13 protein-coding genes are annotated in these 17,053 nt (G+C 73.9%); 10 read left to right on the forward strand and 3 right to left on the reverse strand.

Annotated elements, in window-relative coordinates; genetic code table 11:
* The first annotated feature begins 78 nt into the window (after positions 1 to 78).
* Genes rosag_RS07295 through rosag_RS07330 form a run of 8 tightly spaced genes read left to right on the forward strand, consistent with a single transcriptional unit; the run spans position 79 to position 8,733 of the window.
* On the forward strand, positions 79 to 987 hold the full coding sequence (locus rosag_RS07295) for an ABC transporter ATP-binding protein (RefSeq protein ID WP_284349404.1): 909 nt from the start codon (positions 79 to 81) through the stop codon (positions 985 to 987).
* Positions 984 to 4,553 carry an ABC transporter permease/M1 family aminopeptidase gene (locus rosag_RS07300; protein ID WP_284349405.1) on the forward strand — a complete coding sequence of 1,190 codons (3,570 nt, stop codon included), beginning with the start codon at positions 984 to 986 and terminating at the stop codon, positions 4,551 to 4,553. Before rosag_RS07295 ends, rosag_RS07300 begins: the two co-directional genes overlap by 4 nt.
* 2 nt (positions 4,554 to 4,555) lie before the next feature.
* The gene (locus rosag_RS07305) at positions 4,556 to 5,431 is read left to right on the forward strand and encodes an alpha/beta hydrolase (RefSeq protein ID WP_284349406.1); all 876 of its coding nucleotides are present in this window, start codon (positions 4,556 to 4,558) and stop codon (positions 5,429 to 5,431) included.
* 7 nt (positions 5,432 to 5,438) lie between these two features.
* Positions 5,439 to 6,158: a DUF2334 domain-containing protein gene (locus rosag_RS07310; protein WP_284349407.1), complete on the forward strand. Its 720-nt coding sequence runs from the start codon at positions 5,439 to 5,441 to the stop codon at positions 6,156 to 6,158.
* Complete coding sequence (locus rosag_RS07315; protein WP_284349408.1) at positions 6,152 to 6,778, forward strand: class I SAM-dependent methyltransferase; 627 nt, start codon at positions 6,152 to 6,154, stop codon at positions 6,776 to 6,778. Before rosag_RS07310 ends, rosag_RS07315 begins: the two co-directional genes overlap by 7 nt.
* Complete coding sequence (locus rosag_RS07320) at positions 6,771 to 7,553, forward strand: glycosyltransferase family 2 protein (protein WP_284349409.1); 783 nt, start codon at positions 6,771 to 6,773, stop codon at positions 7,551 to 7,553. Before rosag_RS07315 ends, rosag_RS07320 begins: the two co-directional genes overlap by 8 nt.
* Before the next feature lie 2 nt (positions 7,554 to 7,555).
* Entirely contained in the window at positions 7,556 to 7,915 is a 360-nt protein-coding gene (locus rosag_RS07325; protein WP_284349410.1) for an EamA family transporter, read from the forward strand.
* Positions 7,916 to 7,920: 5 nt separating this feature from the next.
* Positions 7,921 to 8,733 (forward strand): BUD32 family EKC/KEOPS complex subunit, encoded by an 813-nt coding sequence (locus tag rosag_RS07330; RefSeq protein WP_284349411.1) that lies wholly within the window; start codon positions 7,921 to 7,923, stop codon positions 8,731 to 8,733.
* Here rosag_RS07330 and rosag_RS07335 read toward each other — a convergent pair.
* Complete coding sequence (locus rosag_RS07335) at positions 8,699 to 9,847, reverse strand: glycosylasparaginase (protein ID WP_284349412.1); 1,149 nt, start codon at positions 9,845 to 9,847, stop codon at positions 8,699 to 8,701. The two genes, rosag_RS07330 and rosag_RS07335, sit on opposite strands and share 35 nt — an antisense overlap.
* 77 nt (positions 9,848 to 9,924) lie before the next feature.
* On the opposite strand from rosag_RS07335, the gene rosag_RS07340 reads away from it, so the two are divergent.
* The gene (locus tag rosag_RS07340) at positions 9,925 to 10,701 is read left to right on the forward strand and encodes a copper homeostasis protein CutC (protein ID WP_284349413.1); all 777 of its coding nucleotides are present in this window, start codon (positions 9,925 to 9,927) and stop codon (positions 10,699 to 10,701) included.
* 65 nt (positions 10,702 to 10,766) lie between these two features.
* The gene (locus rosag_RS07345) at positions 10,767 to 14,360 is read left to right on the forward strand and encodes an ABC transporter permease/M1 family aminopeptidase (RefSeq protein WP_284349414.1); all 3,594 of its coding nucleotides are present in this window, start codon (positions 10,767 to 10,769) and stop codon (positions 14,358 to 14,360) included.
* Here the strand turns inward: rosag_RS07345 and rosag_RS07350 are convergent.
* Both rosag_RS07350 and rosag_RS07355 read right to left on the reverse strand, forming a co-directional pair.
* The gene (locus tag rosag_RS07350) at positions 14,346 to 15,008 is read right to left on the reverse strand and encodes a metal-dependent hydrolase (protein ID WP_284349415.1); all 663 of its coding nucleotides are present in this window, start codon (positions 15,006 to 15,008) and stop codon (positions 14,346 to 14,348) included. The two genes, rosag_RS07345 and rosag_RS07350, sit on opposite strands and share 15 nt — an antisense overlap.
* Positions 15,009 to 15,087: 79 nt before the next feature.
* A complete protein-coding gene (locus rosag_RS07355) occupies positions 15,088 to 16,782 on the reverse strand; it encodes a S8 family peptidase (RefSeq protein WP_284349416.1) in 1,695 nt (564 codons plus the stop codon).
* Positions 16,783 to 17,053 lie beyond the last annotated feature (271 nt).

Genomic DNA, 17,053 nt, shown 5'->3' on the forward strand with positions numbered 1-17,053 from the left:
ACTTCATAACGCAAAGGACTTCATACTGGCCCGACCGGACCGCGTGCCCGGTGGCCTCCGCGACTCCCGTCCCCGCCCATGCATCTCGTCATCCGCGACCTGTCGAAGACCTACCCCAACGGCACGCAGGCGCTGAAGGGCGTCTCCCTCGACATCCCGCCCGGGATGTTCGGGCTGCTGGGCCGCAACGGCGCCGGCAAGTCGACGCTGATGCGCATCCTCGCCACGCTGCAGGAGCCCGACGCGGGCACGGCCACCCTCGGCGGGATCGATGTGATCCGCGAGAAGGACCGTTTGCGCGAGACGCTCGGCTACCTCCCGCAGACCTTCGGCTTCCACCCGCGCGTGAGCGCGGAGCGGCTGCTGGAGCACTTCGCGGTGCTGAAGGGGCTCGTGGACGCGGGGCCGCGGCGCGACGTCGTGGACGCGCTGCTCCGCCGCACGAACCTGTGGGAGGTGCGCCGCCAGCGCGTCGGCACCTTCTCCGGCGGCATGCGCCAGCGCCTGGGCGTCGCGGTCGCGCTCCTCGGCAACCCGAAGCTGATCATCGTCGACGAGCCCACCGCCGGCCTCGATCCGGAGGAGCGCGTCCGCTTCCTCAACCTGCTCGGCGAGATCGGCGAGGACAGCGTCGTCATCCTCTCGACGCACATCGTCGAGGACGTCGAGGAGCTGTGCAGCCGCCTCGCGATCATCGACCGCGGGCAGATTCTGCTGGAGGCGCAGCCGGCGCGCGCCATCGACGCGCTGCGCGGCCGCATCTGGCGCCGCACGGTGGATCGCGACGCGCTCCCGGCGCTCGAGCGCGAGCACGCCGTCGTCTCCACCAAGCTGATGGCGGGCCGCACGATCGCGCACGTCTACGCCGAGTCGTCGCCGGGCGCGGCGTTCGAGCCGGTGGAGCCGGACATGAAGGACGTCTACTTCAGCGTCATGGCGGGACACCACGGTCGCGATGCGGCGGCGCCGCGGGCGGAGGTCGCGTGAGGCTCCGCGAGGTCCTCCGCTACGAGCTCGAATACCGCGTCCGCAGCCCCGCCACCTGGGCGTACGCGGCGTTCCTCTTCCTCATCATGCTGTGGGGCACCGCGGCCACCGCCGGCGGCGGCGCGGTGAGCGCCAACGCGCCGCAGCGCATCGCGCAGGGGATGGTCCTGTTCGGCGGGCTGTTCGGGATGCTGGTCTCGGCCGCGCTGTTCGGCGACGCGGCGATCCGCGACGTCGCGGCCGGCATGGACCCGCTCCTCTACACCACGCGCCTGCGCAAGGCGGAGTACCTCGGCGGCCGCTTCCTCGCGGCGCTGGCCGTCAACGCGATCGTCGTCCTCGCGCTCCCGATCGGCTACTTCGTCTCCACGCACACGATCGTCGACGCCAGCGCGATCGGCCCCGAGCGGCCGATCGCGTACCTGCAGCCGCTCCTGCTCTTCCTGCTGCCCAACCTCGTGCTGGTGGGCGCGATCCAGTTCGCGATCGGCACGCTCACGCGGGCCGCGATCCCGGTCTACCTCGGCACGGCCGGCGTCTTCATCGGCTACATCGTCGCCGCGAACTACTGGACCGGCATCGAGAGCCCGATGCTCTCCGTCTTCGCCGATCCGCTGGGGATCAACGCGCTGCTGGCGATGAGCCGCTACTGGACGCCGTCCGAGCTGCAGACGCGGCTGATCGGCTTCCCGACGATGCTGCTCTGGAACCGCGTGCTCTGGCTCGCGATCGCGCTCGGCGTGCTGGCGCTGCTCCAGCGCACGTTCCGCTTCGCCCACGCGGCCGGCACGGAACGTCGGCGCGGGAGCGCGCGCGCGACCGTCGATGCGCCGTCGGCCGAGCGGTGGCAGGGCGTCGTGCCACGCGTCGCGGGCGTGTTCGGGCGTCGCACGCGCGTCCGGCAGGTGCTCGCCGTCGCGCGGCAGACACTCGGCGAGGCGACGTCGGGGCGCGCGTTCCCGGTCATGTGCGTCGCCGCCGTCGGGATGGTGCTGCTGTGGGGCTGGAACGTCGGCGACACGGCGTTCGACACGGCGTCGTGGCCGGTGACGCACCTGGTGGTCGCGGAGGTGCTGTCGCGGCGCGCCATCCTCGTGCCCTGGCTCGTGATCGCGCTCTACGCCGGTGAGCTGGTGTGGAAGGACCGCGAGGTGCAGGCGGCCGAGATCGCGGACGCGGTGCCGGTGCCGACGTGGATCGCGCTGCTCGGCCGCTTCCTCGCGCTCGTCGCGATCATCACCGCCTTCCACGCGGCGTTCCTGCTGGGCGGCGTGCTGCTGCAGACGCTGCAGGGCTACCGGCACTACGAGCTGGGGCTGTACGTCCGCGTGCTGTTCGGGCTGAACCTCCTCGACCACGTGCTGCTCGCCGCGATGGCGATGACGGTGCACGTGCTCGTGAACCAGAAGTACCTGGGCTACATCGTCGTGCTGGCGGCGTGCGTGCTCCGGCTGATCGCCGCGCCGCTCGGGCTCCCGCTGCTGGCGGTGTACGACAGCGCGCCGGGCTGGACGTACTCGGACATGAACGGCTTCGGCCCGTTCCTGCGGCCGCACCTCTGGTTCCGGCTGTACTGGGCGGCGTGGGCGCTGCTGCTGGGCGTGGTCATGACGCTGCTCTGGGTGCGCGGCCGCGAGCCGGGGATGCGGAGCCGCGTCGCGCAGGCGCGCGCGCGCTTCCGCGGGCCCGCGGCGCGGCTGGCGGGCGTGGCCGCCGCGCTGATCGTGATGGTGGGTGGCTTCGTCTTCTGGAACACGAGCGTCCTCAACGCGAACCCCACGCGTGGCGAGGCCGGGCGGCCGCAGGCGGAGTACGAGCGGCGGTACGCGCGCTTCGCGCGGGCGCCGCAGCCGTCCATCGTGACCGCGAGCCTGCGCTTCGAGCTGCATCCCGACGAGTCGGCCGCCGACATGCGCGGCGACTACCGCCTGGTCAATCGCACCAGCGCCGCCATCGACTCGGTGCACGTGGTGCTCGACACGGACGTCGAGGCGCGCGCGTTCACCTTCGACCGCGCGGCGACGCCCGTCGTCACGGACGACGCGACGGGCTACCGGATCTTCGCGCTCGCGCGGCCGCTGCAGCCCGGCGACTCGCTGCGGCTGTCGTTCGACCTGGCGTACCGGCCGCGCGGCTTCCGCAGCAGCGACGTCCCGACCGCGATCGTGGGGAACGGCACGTACGTCGACCGGCGGCTGCTGCCGTTCGTCGGCTACCAGCCCGCCTTCGAGCTCTCGAGCGCCAGCGCGCGCGAGCGCTTCGGGCTCGCGCGGCGCTCCGGCATGCCCGCGCCCGACGACGCCGAGGCGCGGCGCCACGACACCGTCGTGCGCAACGAGGACCGCGTGCGCTTCGAGACGATCGTGGGGACCTCGGGCGACCAGCTCCCGGTCGTCCCGGGCACGCTGCGTCGGCGCTGGACGGAGGGCGGCCGCCGCTACGCGCACTACGGCACCGACGTGCCGTCGCCGTTCGGCCCCTCCGCCTTCTCGGCCCGCTACGCGGTGCGCGAGGACCGGTGGAAGGAGGTGAAGCTGCAGGTCATGCACCACCCAGGGCACGCCTACAACGTCGATCGCATGATGGCGGGGATGAAGGCGGCGCTCGACTACTACACGCAGACCTTCGGGCCCTACCAGTTCCGCGATCTGCGCGTGGTCGAGATCCCGCCGTACGGCATCAACGGCCGCGCGCTGGCGACGACGATCGTCTTCGCGGAGCAGAACTTCATCACCCGCGCCGACGGCGATCGCGTCGACCACACCTTCTTCGGCACGGCGCACGAGGTCGCGCACAGCTGGTGGGGCGGGCAGCTGAGGGCCGCGCACGTGCGCGGCGGGGCCTTCCTGTCCGAGGGGCTCTCGAACTACAGCGCGATGATGGTGACCGAGAAGCTGCTGGGTCCCGAGCAGGCGCGCCGCGTCTACGACTTCCAGATGGACCGCTACCTGAGCCGCCGTGCGGAGTTCGAGCGCGACGTGCCGCTGCTGGACGTCGAGGACCAGCCGCACATCGCCTACGGCAAGGGCGCGGTCGCGATGTACGCGCTGCGCCAGCACCTGGGCGCGGATGTGGTGAACGGCGTGCTGCGCCGCTTCGTGGCGGGCCGGCGCGACGCCGGGCCGCCGTACGCGACGTCGCGCGACCTGCTGGCCGAGCTGCGCGCCGCGACGCCCGACTCGCTGCGGTACCTGCTGACGGACCTCTTCGAGACCATCACGCTGTGGGACGTCCGGACCGAGCGCGCCACCGTCGCGCGCACGCCCGCCGGCCAGTACGAGGTGACGCTGGACGTCGTGGCGCGGAAGGTCCGCGCCGACAGCGTCGGTCGCGAGACCGAGACGCCGATGCACGACCTCGTGGACGTCGGCGTGCTCACGGCTGGTGGCGACGCCGCGCCGCTCTACCTGCGGCCGCACCGCATCCGGAGCGGCCGGCAGACGATCCGCGTCACCGTGGCGAAGGAGCCTGCGCGTGCGGGCGTCGATCCGCGGCGCCGGCTGATCGAGCGCGAGCGCGACGACAACGTCGTGGCGGTGAAGGCAGCCGCGCCGGCCGCGCCCTGACGATGGTCCGGGGGCGTCTCGTGGTGCCGCTGCTCGTCGCGCTCGCGACCGCGTGCGACCGGCCGTACGTCGTGACCGAGGACCTGCGCTACGACCCGGCCATCGGCTACGAGGGGACGTTCGATCTCTACGAGCCAGTGGCGGACGGCGCGCGCGCGGGCCGTCCTGCCATCGTCGCCATCCACGGCGGCGCGTGGCGGGGTGGCGACAAGGCCTGGGGCGAGCAGCTCGCGCGGGAGCTGTGCCCGAACGGCTACGTCGTGCTCTCGATCAACTACCGGCGCGCCGGCCGGCCCGGTGGCACGTGGCCCGCGCAGATCGAGGACGTGCAGAAGGCGCTGCGCCACCTCCGCGCCAACGCGCGCCGCTTCCGCATCGATCCCGCGCGCGTTGCCACGCTCGGCATGTCGGCGGGCGGGCACCTGGCGACGATGGCCGCGCTCCGCGACGATCCGGCGGGCCCCGACGGACGGGTGACCACCGCCGTCAACCTCGACGGCGAGCACGACATGACGATGCCGCCGGCACAGGTGATGGACGACTTCGACGACATCCTGACGACGGTGCTGGGCCATCCCGCGCCCTGGTCGGCGGCCGAGCTGCGCGACATCTCGACGGTGACGTTCGCGCGCCCGGGCGTCGCGCTGCTGACCGTGCACGGCGCCGGCGACGACAACGTGTACGTCGCGCAGGGCGAGCGGATCACGGCGGTGCTGCGATCCGCCGGTGCGGAGGCCGAGTTCGTACGCCTCGACGGTGGCGAGGGCGACTGCCACGAGGACTGCTGGAAGGTGCCGCGCGCCCGGCGCGCGCTGCATCGCTTCCTCGGCCGGCGGCTGTCGCACGACGGCGACCGCTTCCTCGCCACGCGGCGCTAGCCACGCGATGCGGCCCTTCCTCGTCTGCATCCACGACGCGACGCCGGCATACGCCCACGAGACGCGGGCGATGCTGCGCGACCTCGCGCCGCTGCTCGGGCGCCGGCTGTCGTTCGGCGTGGTGCCGGACTGGGACGGCGCGTGGCCGCTGGCGGCGCACGCCGACTACTGCGCGCTGCTCCGCGAGAGCGCCGACGAGCTGCTGCTGCACGGCTACCGGCATCGCCGCGCGCGCGGCTGGGGCGCGGCCACGCTGCTGGCCGAGCGGTCCGACGAGATGGGCGGGCTCGACGCGGAGGAGACGCGCTGCGCGGTGGAGCGCGGGCAGCGCGCCTTCGTGGACGCCTTCGGCGCGCCCGCGCGCGGCTTCCTCGCGCCGGCGTGGCAGCGCGGGCACGTGTGCGCGGGCGCCGCACACGCACCGGGGATCGCGCACGTGCTGGGCTTCCTCGCCGTCGAGTCGGCGGACGCGCGCGTCCCGCTCGCGACGTGGACGTGGGACTGCGGCCGGTGGGGCTGGCTCGGGCACGTCGGCCACGGGATCGGCATGCTGGGCCAGGCGCTGGGGCGCGGCGTGCCGAGCCTCGCGATCCATCCGCGGGACCTGCGGCGCGGCTTCTGGCCGCGGATCCTGCGGCTCGTGCGCGCGCTCGTGGACGAGGGCCGCGAGCCGACGACGCCGGCCGCGCTGCTGGGGACGCACGCAACGCGGGCGCGCGCATGCTGAGCGTGGTGAAGGCGGCGCTCGACGCCGTGATGGAGCGGCGCGCGCGCGCGCTCGTGGAGCAGGTGCGCGCCGCGCTGCCGCCCGACGGGCCGCTGCTCGACCTCGGCTCCGGCACGGGGCACCTGGCGGCGGCGCTGGAGCGCGCGCTCGGGCGCGAGGTCGTGACGGCGGACGTGAGCGACATCCACGTCGTGGGGCGGCCGCCCGTCGCCATCACCGACGGCGCGCTCCCGTTCGCGGACGGCACGTTCGCCGCGGCGCTGCTCGTCTTCATGCTCGCGTACCCGCGCGACCCGGCCGGCGTGCTCGCGGAGGCGCGGCGCGTCACGCGCGGCCCGCTCGTCGTGGTGCAGACCGTGTACGCGAACCGATTCGGGCACGCATGGCACCGCGGCCGCGAGTTCGTCTGGACCGTCGTGGCGTTCCACGCGTCGCGGCTGGTGGGCTACGTGCCGCGCGACGCGCGCTTCAGCATGCGCACGCGCCGCTTCTACACCGCCGATCGCCTGCAGCGCGACGTGGCGTCGGCGGGGCTGCGCGTCCTGTCGCGCAGTGCGCGGCCGGTGCTGCCGGGCGGCGCGCTCGCCGTCGCCACCTGGACGCTGGGGCACGATGGCTGACACGACGTCCGGACGCCGCCTCTCGTTCGTGATCCCGGCGCGGAACGAGGAGGCGCTGATCGGCGAGGTGGTGGAGGCCATCCTCGTGAGCATCGCGCGCGCGGTCGGCGTGACGCGCGACGCGCTCTGGCTGCCCGACACGCCGTTCGAGGTCGTCGTCGCGGACGATGGCAGCGAGGACGCGACCGCGGCCATCGTCGGGCGCTACGCCGCAGGCGCCGGCGTGCGGCTGGTCGCGTGCGTCGGCCGCACCTGCGCCCGCGCGCGCAACGCCGGCGCCGCGGCCACCACGGGCCGGATCCTCTGCTTCGTCGACGCGGACACCATCGTCCCCGCGGACGCCGTCGCGCGCATCCTGCAGCTGCACGAGCGCGAGGGGCGCTGCCTGGTGCTCTACCGCCTCGCGTCGCGCGAGCCCGGCGTCCGCGCGTGGCTCTGGTGGACCTTCTGGGGGCTGGCGCGGCACCTTCCGCTCGCGCGCGCCAAGTCGATGCCCGCCTTCATGAGCTGCGATCGCGCGCACTTCGAGAGCTACGGCCCGTTCGACGAGTCGTGGGTGATCGCCGAGGAGTGGCCGCTGACCGAGGCGGCGTACCGGTACCATCCGGAGCGCTTCCTCTACGACCGCACGCTCACCGCGCGCACCTCCAGCCGCCGCATGGAGCTGCAGCCGTTCGGGTACCTGCGCACGTTCCTCAAGTGGGTCCTCGTGGTGCTGTCGCCGTGGGCGCGCACCGACGCGTACGATCACATCCGGCACGAGGCGGGCGACTGACGATGGACGCGCGCACGGCGATGCTCATCCTGGGCGCGGTGGTGACGTCGGCCGCCGGGCAGCTCCTGCTGAAGTCCGGCGCGCAGCAGCCGGCCGCGCATGGCCCGATGGCGTTCCTGCTCGCCGCCGCGCGCGACGGGCGCGTGCTGGCGGGCATCATTGCGTGGGGGATCTCGGCGGTCTGCTGGCTGTACGTGCTGCGCGTGGCGCCGCTCTCGCGCGCCTACCTGCTCTCGAGCCTCACCTACGTGCTCGTCCCGCTCGCGGGCGTGCACCTGTTCGGCGAGTCGCTGCGCCGGCCGCACGTGGTGGGGATGGTGCTGATCCTCCTGGGCGTGGCCTGCCTGCTCTCCGGCGAGTGAGCGGCGTGCGCGCGCCGGCGGAACGCGTGTGGTTCGCCGCGTGCGCCGCGCTGGGGTGGCTGCTGCGGTCCGCGCGCTACGCGACGGTGCGCATCGATGACGAAGACCGCGTGCGACTGGTGCGGAAGCGGCGCCTCGCGCACGCGCCGCTGCTGATCGCGATGAGCCGTCCACTCGCCGCGGTCCTCGACACCGGCGTGCGCGTGCTGCCGCACCGGGAGTGGGTGGAGCGCGAGCGGCAGCTCCACCGGTGCCTGCGCGGCGCGTCCGTCCGCGTCGAGGCTGACGGGACGCTCGTGCTGCCGTACCTCGCGGGCGAGCCGCTGGCGGCGCTGCTGGACGATCCGGCGCTCGCGGAGACGGAGCGGCAGCAGCGGGCGATCGCCGGCGCGGTCGAGGCGCTGGCGGCGCTGCACCGGCGCGGCATCACGCACGGCGACGCGATGGCCGACAACGTCATCGTCGACCGCGCGGCGGGCGTCTCGCACTGGTTCGACTTCGAGACCGTGCACGACGCGCGTCGCCCGATGGCGTGGCGGCGCGCCGACGACCTGCGCGCGCTGCTCACCACCGTCCTCGCGCGCACCGCGCCCGGATCGCGCGCCGCGACGCTGCAGCGCATGCTGGACGCCTACGGCGACGAGGAGGTCGTGCGCGAGCTCGCGGCGAGCGTCGCCCCGGTGCTGCGGCGGCCGCTCGCGTTCCATCTGGGCCAGGCCGCCCTGTCGTATCGCGACGAGCGCGCGATCGCGCGTCTCGTGCGGGAGCGTTCGGAGCTGCGCGCTACTTCCGCGGCGCCGGGCGCTCCTCGCGCTTGAACAGGTACGCGCCGTCCATCAGCCGCGCGCCCGAGGCGTCGGCGACCGCGTAGCGGCTCCCCTGGTACGCGCTCGCGCCGGCCACGCGGCCGTCCTTCGCGACCGCGTAGAACTCGAGATCGAAGTACGGGCGCCCGCGCTCGTTCATCAGCCGCGGCTCCGTCATCGCCAGCACGCGCTCCATCACCTTGATGAGCGCCGCCTCGGGGCTCATCCCCTGGCGCATGAACTCGACCGCCAGGAACGCGCCGCACACCTTGATGTTCGCCTCGCCGCGCCCCGTCGATCCCGCGGCGCCGACGGTGTTGTCGCAGTACTGCCCCGCGCCATGGAGCGGCGAGTCGCCCACGCGACCCGGGATCTTCCACGCCATGCCGCTCGTCGTCGTGACGCTCGCGAGGTCGCCGCTCGCGGTGACGGCGTTCATGTTGATCGTGCCCGTCGTCGCGGCGAGCGAGCCGTCGGCCGCGTACTCGTGCGCCGCCTGGAAGCGCGCGCTGGTGCGCGTGCCGCCCTTGGGGCGCGTGTCGACCCACATCCCCGGCGTCGGCGGGTTCGCCTTCCAGCGCAGCCACGCCTCGCGGCTCTTCTCCGTCAGCAGCTCCTGCTCGGCGAAGCCCATGCGGCGCGCGAAGCGGAGCGCGTCGTCGCCCACGAGCAGCACGTGGTCCGTGTGGTCCATCACTGCCTTCGCCACCAGCGACGGCGTGGCGATGCGCTCCAGGCACGCGACCGCGCCGGCGCGCTTCGTCGGGCCGTGCATGCAGCTCGCGTCCAGCTGCACGACGCCGTCCTCGTTCGGCAGGCCGCCCAGCCCGACGCTCTGGTCCTCGGGGTTGAGCTCGACCACGTTGACGCCGGCGATGATGGCGTCGAGCGGGTCGCCGCCGCGCGCGAGCAGGTCGTAGGCGACCTGGATGCCGCGCTTCCCGCTCGCGTCGGTGCTGTAGCCATTGTCCGACGAGATCACGACGGGCCGCGCGGCCGCGGCGGGCGCGGGCGGCGTGCGCTCGGCGACCGAGACCCAGGGCATCGCCCCGGCGGGGCGGGCGAGGGCGGCGCCGGCTGCGGTGGTCGCGGCGCTGCCGAGGAAGTCGCGGCGGGAGATGGACACGGGACGGGGCGCTGGGGAGGTGGGGCGTGCCGCGGCGGATGATACGCAGCGGCGCGCGACGCCGTTAGAGTGATCGCATGTCGGAGATCCTGGTCGAGGCGTGCGTCGACACGGTCGCCTCGGCGCTCGCGGCCGAAGCCGGCGGCGCCGGCCGCGTCGAGCTGTGCGCGAACCTCGTCGAAGGGGGGACGACGCCGAGCGCGGGCACCATCGCGCTGGCGCGCGAGCGGCTGGCGATCCCGCTGTTCGTGATCGTGCGGCCGCGCGGCGGCGACTTCCTCCACGACGCCGGCGAGCTGGCGGTGATGCGCCGCGACGTGGAGGAGGCGCGGCGCCTGGGCGCCGACGGCGTCGTGATCGGCGCGCTGGCGCCCGACGGCCGGGTCGACGCGGAGGCCGTGCGCATGCTCGTGGATGCCGCGCGGCCGATGCGGGTGACCTTCCACCGCGCCTTCGACGCCACGCGCGACCTGACCGAGGCGCTGGAGGCGCTCGTCGCGCTGGGCGTGGACCGCGTGCTCACCTCCGGCGGCGCGCCGAGCGCGCTCGAGGGGGCGGGGGCGCTGGGGGCGCTCGTGCGACAGGCCGGCGACCGGCTGGTGGTGCTCGCCGGCGGCGGGCTCACCGCGGCCACTGTGGGACCCGTGGTCGCGGCGAGCGGCGTGCGCGAGGTCCACGTGCGCGGCGCGGAGCGGGCGGAGAGCGGGATGCGCTTCCGCCGCGTGGCGGTGGGCGTCGCGAAGCCGTACGTGCCCGACGACTTCGCGCGCGTCGTCACGAGCGCCGACCGGATCCGCGAGGTCGTGGCGGCGTGCGCCTCGGCGTCCGCGGCGGCCGGGCCGAAACCGGGGTAGGGACCCACCCGTACGGCCCGGACTTTCTGGGACGTCACGCTCCACGCGCCGGAGGCCGGATCCTGATGATCGGCGAGGTGTTCCGCTTCGAGGTCGGCTACCGGCTGCGCCAGCCGTCGACCTGGATCTACGCCGCGGTGCTGCTCGGCGTGCCGTTCCTGATGATGCACGCCATCAACGGGAGCAGCCAGGTCCTGAACGCGCCCGAGTCGGTGGTGAACATCTCCGCCGTGCTCGGGGGCATCGGGATGCTCGTGAGCGCGGGCGTGTTCGGCGACGCGGCCGCGCGCGACGTGCAGTCGCGCATGCACGCGCTCTTCTACACGTCGCCGCTCCGCGAGCGGGACTACCTCGTCGGGCGCTTCCTCGGCGCCGTCGTGGTGAACGCGGTGCTGATGCTCGGCGTCCCGCTCGGGCTCCTGCTCGCGTCGGTGATGCCGTACATGGCGGCGGGGAAGTTCGGGCCCGTGCAGCTCGCGGCGTACGGGCAGGCGTACGCGCTGGTGCTGCTCCCCAACCTCGTGCTGATCGGCGCGTGCATGTTCGCCGCCGCGGCGCTCGCGCGGCAGGCGCTGGCGACGTACGTCGGCGGCATCGCGCTGTTCGTGCTCGGCATCGTCGCGGGCGACCTCACCGACGGGCTGTCGAATACCACGGTGGCGGCGCTCGCCGATCCGTTCGGCGCGGCGGCGGTGCGCGTGGTGACGCGCTTCTGGACGCCGGCCGAGCTGAACGCGCGGCTCCTCGGCTGGCCGGCGATCCTGCTGTGGAACCGCGCGCTCTGGCTCGCGGTCGCGCTCGGGGTGCTGGCGACGCTCGTCGCGCGCTTCCGCTTCGCGCACCCGGGCGCCGGCGCGCGCCGCTGGTGGCAGCGGCGTCCGGTCGCCGACGCCATGCCCGAGCACGTGGCGCCCGTGCATGCCCCGCGCGTCGCCGCCGTCGGGCGCTCGATCCCGCTCGCCGGGCGCGCGCGGCAGACGCTCGCCGTCGCCGTCCGTGCGTGGCGCGAGATCGCGGCGACGCGCGCCTTCCTCGTGCTGCTCGTGGGCGCGCTCGTCTTCGTCTTCGCGGCCGGCTGGGACGTGGGCTCCGAGGTCTTCGGCACGTCCACCTGGCCGGTCACGCACCTCATCGCGGGCACGGTGCTGAGCACCGTGCTCGGACCGGTGATGGCGGTGCTCGTCGCCGTCCTCGCGGGAGAGGTCGTGTGGCGCGAGCGCGATGCGGGGATGGGCGACATCGCCGACGCCGCGCCGGTGCCGAACGGCGTCGCGCTGTTGGGCCGCTTCCTCGCGCTGGTCGCGATGCTCGTCGTCCTGCAGGCCGTGCTCGCGGGCGCCGGCATGCTGCTGCAGGCGATGCAGGGCTGGCATCGGCACGAGCCGCTGGTCTACCTGAAGCTGCTCTTCGGGATCAAGCTCGTCGACTACGTGCTGCTCGCCGTGCTCGCGATGACGGTGCACGTGCTCGTGAACCAGAAGTACGTCGGCCACCTGATCGTCGTGCTGTACTTCGTGTCGACGCAGGCCGCGGGGCTCATCGGCCTCCGTCACGCGATGCTGATCTACGGCTCGGATCCGGGATGGGTCTGGTCGGACCTGAACGGGCTGGCGCCGTTCCTCGCGGGGCTCGTCTGGTTCAAGCTGTACTGGGCGGCGTGGGCGATCCTGCTCGCGGTGGTGGCGAGCCTGTTCTGGGTGCGCGGCCGGGAGCTGGGCGTGCGGCGGCGGCTCGCGCTCGCGCGGCAGCGCCTCGCCGGCCCGACGCTGCGCGCCGCGGCGCTGGCGGTGACGCTCGTGCTGTCGCTGGGCGGCTTCGTCTTCTACAACACGAACGTCCTGCACGCGTACCGCACGCCCGACGACGAGGCGGCCCGCGCGGCCGAGTACGAGCGGCGCTACAAGCGCTTCGAGGACGCGCCGCAGCCGATGCTCACGGCGGCGACGCTGCACGTCGAGCTGTACCCGGCGGAGCGCGCGGCCGAGCTGCGCGGGACGTTCCGGCTGGTGAACCGGAGCGCGCGGCCCCTCGACTCGCTGCACGTGCTGCTGCACCCCGACGTCGAGACGCGCGCGGTGGGCTTCGATCGCGCGGCGCGTGCCGTGCTCGATGATTCGACGCAGCGCTACCGCATCTACGCGCTCGACCGCGCGCTGGCGCCGGGCGACTCGCTGGCGATGACGTTCGCGATCGCGTTCCGGCCGCGCGGCTTCCGGAACAGCGGCGCGCCGACCGAGGTGACGTCGAACGCCACCTACTTCGAGCGCTCGTGGCTCCCCGCGCTCGGCTACCAGTCGCGGCGCGAGGTGATGGACGAGCGGGTGCGGCGCGAGCACGGGCTGCCGCCGCGCGTGCAGCCGCCGAGCGCGGGCGACGTGGAGGCGCGCGACGCCGGCGGGCGGGACGTCGAGCTGGTGGACGTCGAGACGACCATCGGCACCGACCCGCGGCAGATCGCGATCACGACGGGCACGCTCGTGCGCGAGTGGCGGGAGGGCGGGCGCCGGTACTTCCGGTATCGCACCGATGCGCCCATCCGCTTCGGCGGCGCGATCCTGTCGGCGGAGTACGCCGTGCGCGAGGCGCGCTGGGACTCGATCCCGCTGCGCGTTCTCTACCATCCGACGCACGACGTGAACGTCGACCGGATGCTGCGGAGCATGCAGGCGTCGCTCGGCTACTACTCGCGGGCGTTCGGGCCGTACCAGTTCCGCGAGCTGCGCATCGTCGAGTTCCCGCGCTACGTGTCGTTCGCGCGTGCGCACCCGCACACGATCATCTTCTCGGAGGGGAGCGCCTTCCTGACGCGCATCGACTCGGGCGACGTGGACCGCACCTTCTTCGTGGTCGCGCACGAGACCGCGCACCAGTGGTGGGGCGGGCAGGTGATCCCGGCGCGCGCGCCGGGCGCGTCGATGGTCTCGGAGACGCTCGCGCAGTACAGCGCGACGATGGTGCTGGAGTCGGCGTACGGCCCGGAGATGGCGCGCCGGTTCTACGACTTCAACATGGACGAGCACCTGCGCGGCCGGCGCGTCTACACGAACCGCGAGACGCCGCTGCTGGACGGCGACCGGCAGCCGTACGTGCACTACTTCAAGGGCGGCGTGGCGATGTACACGCTGCGCGAGCGGCTGGGCGCCGACGTGGTGAACGGCGCGCTGCGGCGCTTCCGCGAGAAGTACGCGGGCCGGCACGCGCCGCCGCCGACCTCGCGCGCGCTCTACGCCGAGCTGCGGGCCGTCACGCCGGACTCGCTGCGGCCGCTGCTCTCGGACCTGTTCGAGCACATCACGCTCTGGGACGTGCGCGCCGACTCGGTGCGCGCGGAGCCCGCGGCCGGCGGCGCGTATCGGGTCACGCTGCACGTGACGGCGGCCAAGGCACGCGCCGACAGCATCGGGCGGCAGACGCCGATCCCGATGGACGAGCTGGTGGAGATCGGCGTCTTCGCCGATTCCTCCGGCGCGAGCGGTCCCGGCGCGCCGCTCTACCTGAAGCAGCATCGCATCCGCGCGGGACAGCAGACGATCACGGTGACGGTGCCGCGCGCGCCCGCGCGCGCCGGGATCGATCCGTACCGCCGGCTCATCGAGCGCGAGCGCGACGACAACCTCGCGGAGGTGGACGCCACGTCGGACGGCTCACGGAGACCGTGACGCGGGCGCGCGGTGACGGTCGATCCACCAGCCCCACGGCACGAACAGCCAGAGCCCGAGCGACGAGAGCGCGAGCGCGCGCTCGCTCGGCGGCGGCGGGCCGTACACCGCGCCGACGAAGAGGACGACGAGCAGCGCGACCATCGCCCCGAGCCCCCAGCGCCCGACGCGGTCGCGCGCGCGGGTGCCGCGCACGTACAGCGCGAGCCCGACGCCGAGGATCCCGAGCTCGATCGCGAGCGTCGCCGGGACCGAGTTCCACAGCCCACCGCCGACGAGCGTGCGCGACCCGGGCCAGAGCGGCAGGTCGGGGCGGTGCATCGGCGCGTCGAGGAGCCAGTGGCTGACGACCGCCGCGCCGAGGATGCACGCGTCGCGGCCGCGACGCCTGAGGGCGAAGTGGACGCCCGCGAGCAGCAGCGCCCACCCCGCGGCGGTGAGCAGGCTGTGGGAGATCGGGTACGACACGAAGTCCAGCGCGCTCGCGGTCATGAGCCCGGGCACGATGCGCACGCGCTCCACGCCGAGGAGGAGCAGGACCGGCCACAGCTCGTCGAGGAGCTGCGCGGCGAGGATCGTGGTGCCGAGCGAGGCGCGCGGCGCGGCGCGGCGGGCGGCGAACGCGACGCCGTAGTGGCCGAGGAACACGGGATCGCCGCCGGGTGGCAGGGTGGCGCCACGATACGGTCGTGCAGGGTGCGCACGGACACCCGTATCGGCGACGCTCTCACCACATCGGAAGTCCCACGGCCGCCGCGACGTTCACCAGCCCATCCCCGTACACCTCGTCGTGTCCGACCTTGCCCAGATCAGTCGCGGTCTGTCGGAGCCGCGCCGCGATGCGACTCGGCCCGATGTGTCCGTAGGCGCCGACGACCTGCGCAGCGGCGCCGGTGACGTGCGGCGTCGCGAAGCTCGTCCCGATGAACCCGGTCCACAGGACTCCCGGGAGATCCGGGCCGAGGGGTGAGCTGGTGCTCCAGACCAGCGACTCCAATTCGGGGAAGGTGCCGCTCGGCGCGGCGAGGTCGATCATCATGCCGCGATTCGTGAACACCGTCCCGAACAGGGTCGAAGGTCGTGCGTCGGGCCCCAGGCCGCTGACGAGCAGCAGCGTGCCCTGGTTCCAGAGCTGCTTGAGCGCGTCGGGAAGGCCCGGAGCGTACTGGCCGAGATGGTTCAGGTCGAAATCCTCGTTGCCGGCGGCCGCGACGACGAGGGCGCCGCGCGCGTGGGCGTAGGCGACCGCGCGCTGGAACGCGGCGAACATCGGGCTGTACCGCCGCGCGATGAGCTGGTAGCCGTTGACCGAGATGTTCATCGCGTCGACGCGCTGGTCCGCGGCGTACACGATCCCGGCGAGCAGCGCCGCTTCCGGACAGCCGACCGTGCGCCCGCAGACCCGCGCGGCCAGCAGCCTTGCCTTCGGAGCCACGCCGACCATGCCGACGCCGTTGGCTGCCGCTGCGATGATGCCCGCGACTGCAGTGCCGTGGAACAGGTCGTCGACCGGGTCGTCGGGATCACACGTGCTCGGAAGGCGCTGCGGGTCGAGGGCGCAGTAGGGCGCGAAGAAGTTCCGGCCGCCCGCGTAGTTGGGTGCCAGGTCGGGATGGTCGTAGTAGATCCCGGTGTCGATCACCCCGATGAGGGCGCCCTCGCCCGTGCGGCCTGCCGCGAGCGCGTCGTCCGCCCCGACCAGCTCGAGGTGCCACTGCTGCAGGAACCCGAGCGGCTCGCTCAGGAAGTCGATCGGCGGTCCGGCCGGTGCCGTCGGCCCGCGCAGCTGCACACCGCCAGGTGTCGGTGCCGCTTCGGGGCCGACGGCCAGCACGTCACTCGCCGCGGCGAGCGACGCCGCGCCAGCCTCGCCGACCATCACGGAGGCAACGCCGATCTGCGGCACCGTGAGCACGACCCTGCCGCCGAGCGCCGCGACGCGCGCCTCGAAGTTCGCCGGAACGTCCTGCGCACGGAACGTCACGAGCGTAGTTCCGAGGTCGACATCGACTGCAGCGCTGCTGATGGCGGCAGCCGCGCTCCCCGCCGTCGTACGCGCGCCGCGTGGGGCGATCGGATCCGTACAGGCGATCATCAGGAGGCCAATGGTGGCCGTCGCTGCTGCCGCGCGTGCCGTGCGCCACGCCGCGTGCTGTCGCATCGCGCGCTCCGCCCGCGGGCCACGCACCGTGCCGCGCGCGGGGGGCCGGTGCGCTGCATCGCGCCGGGATGCCGCGCACGCATCGCACGGCCGCAGGTCGCACGGAGACCGATCGTGCGGGAGCGGGAGGGTGGCAGGACGGCGCATCGGGAGGCCTCCGTGAAGGTGGGCCACCGCCACGACTTGCGGTGCCGCGTGGCGTCGCAGGCGCGTGTGCCGAGCACCACGCCGGGCGACGTGAGGAACGCCGATCCGGGCCATGCGGGAAGCCCGGTGCTCGGGCCGTGGGCCACCATAGTGCTGCCCTTGCACGGCATGCAAGCACGAGCGACGATGCGCATGAAGCGACGTGATCGGTGACCGGTCGCACCCCCGCGCGCCGAGTGCAGGCGAGATGCCCGACGGAGAAGCGAGCAGGCGTCGGATCGCGGTTGCCGCCGGTCCTCGCGAGCACGCATCTTCTCGTCGGCTGCGCCGCCCTCGTCGTGGAGCTGTCGCCGAGACGGAAAGGCTGGGAGGTCGGGTCTCCGTG

Source organism: Roseisolibacter agri (assembly GCF_030159095.1).
GTDB classification, from domain to species: domain Bacteria; phylum Gemmatimonadota; class Gemmatimonadetes; order Gemmatimonadales; family Gemmatimonadaceae; genus Roseisolibacter; species Roseisolibacter agri.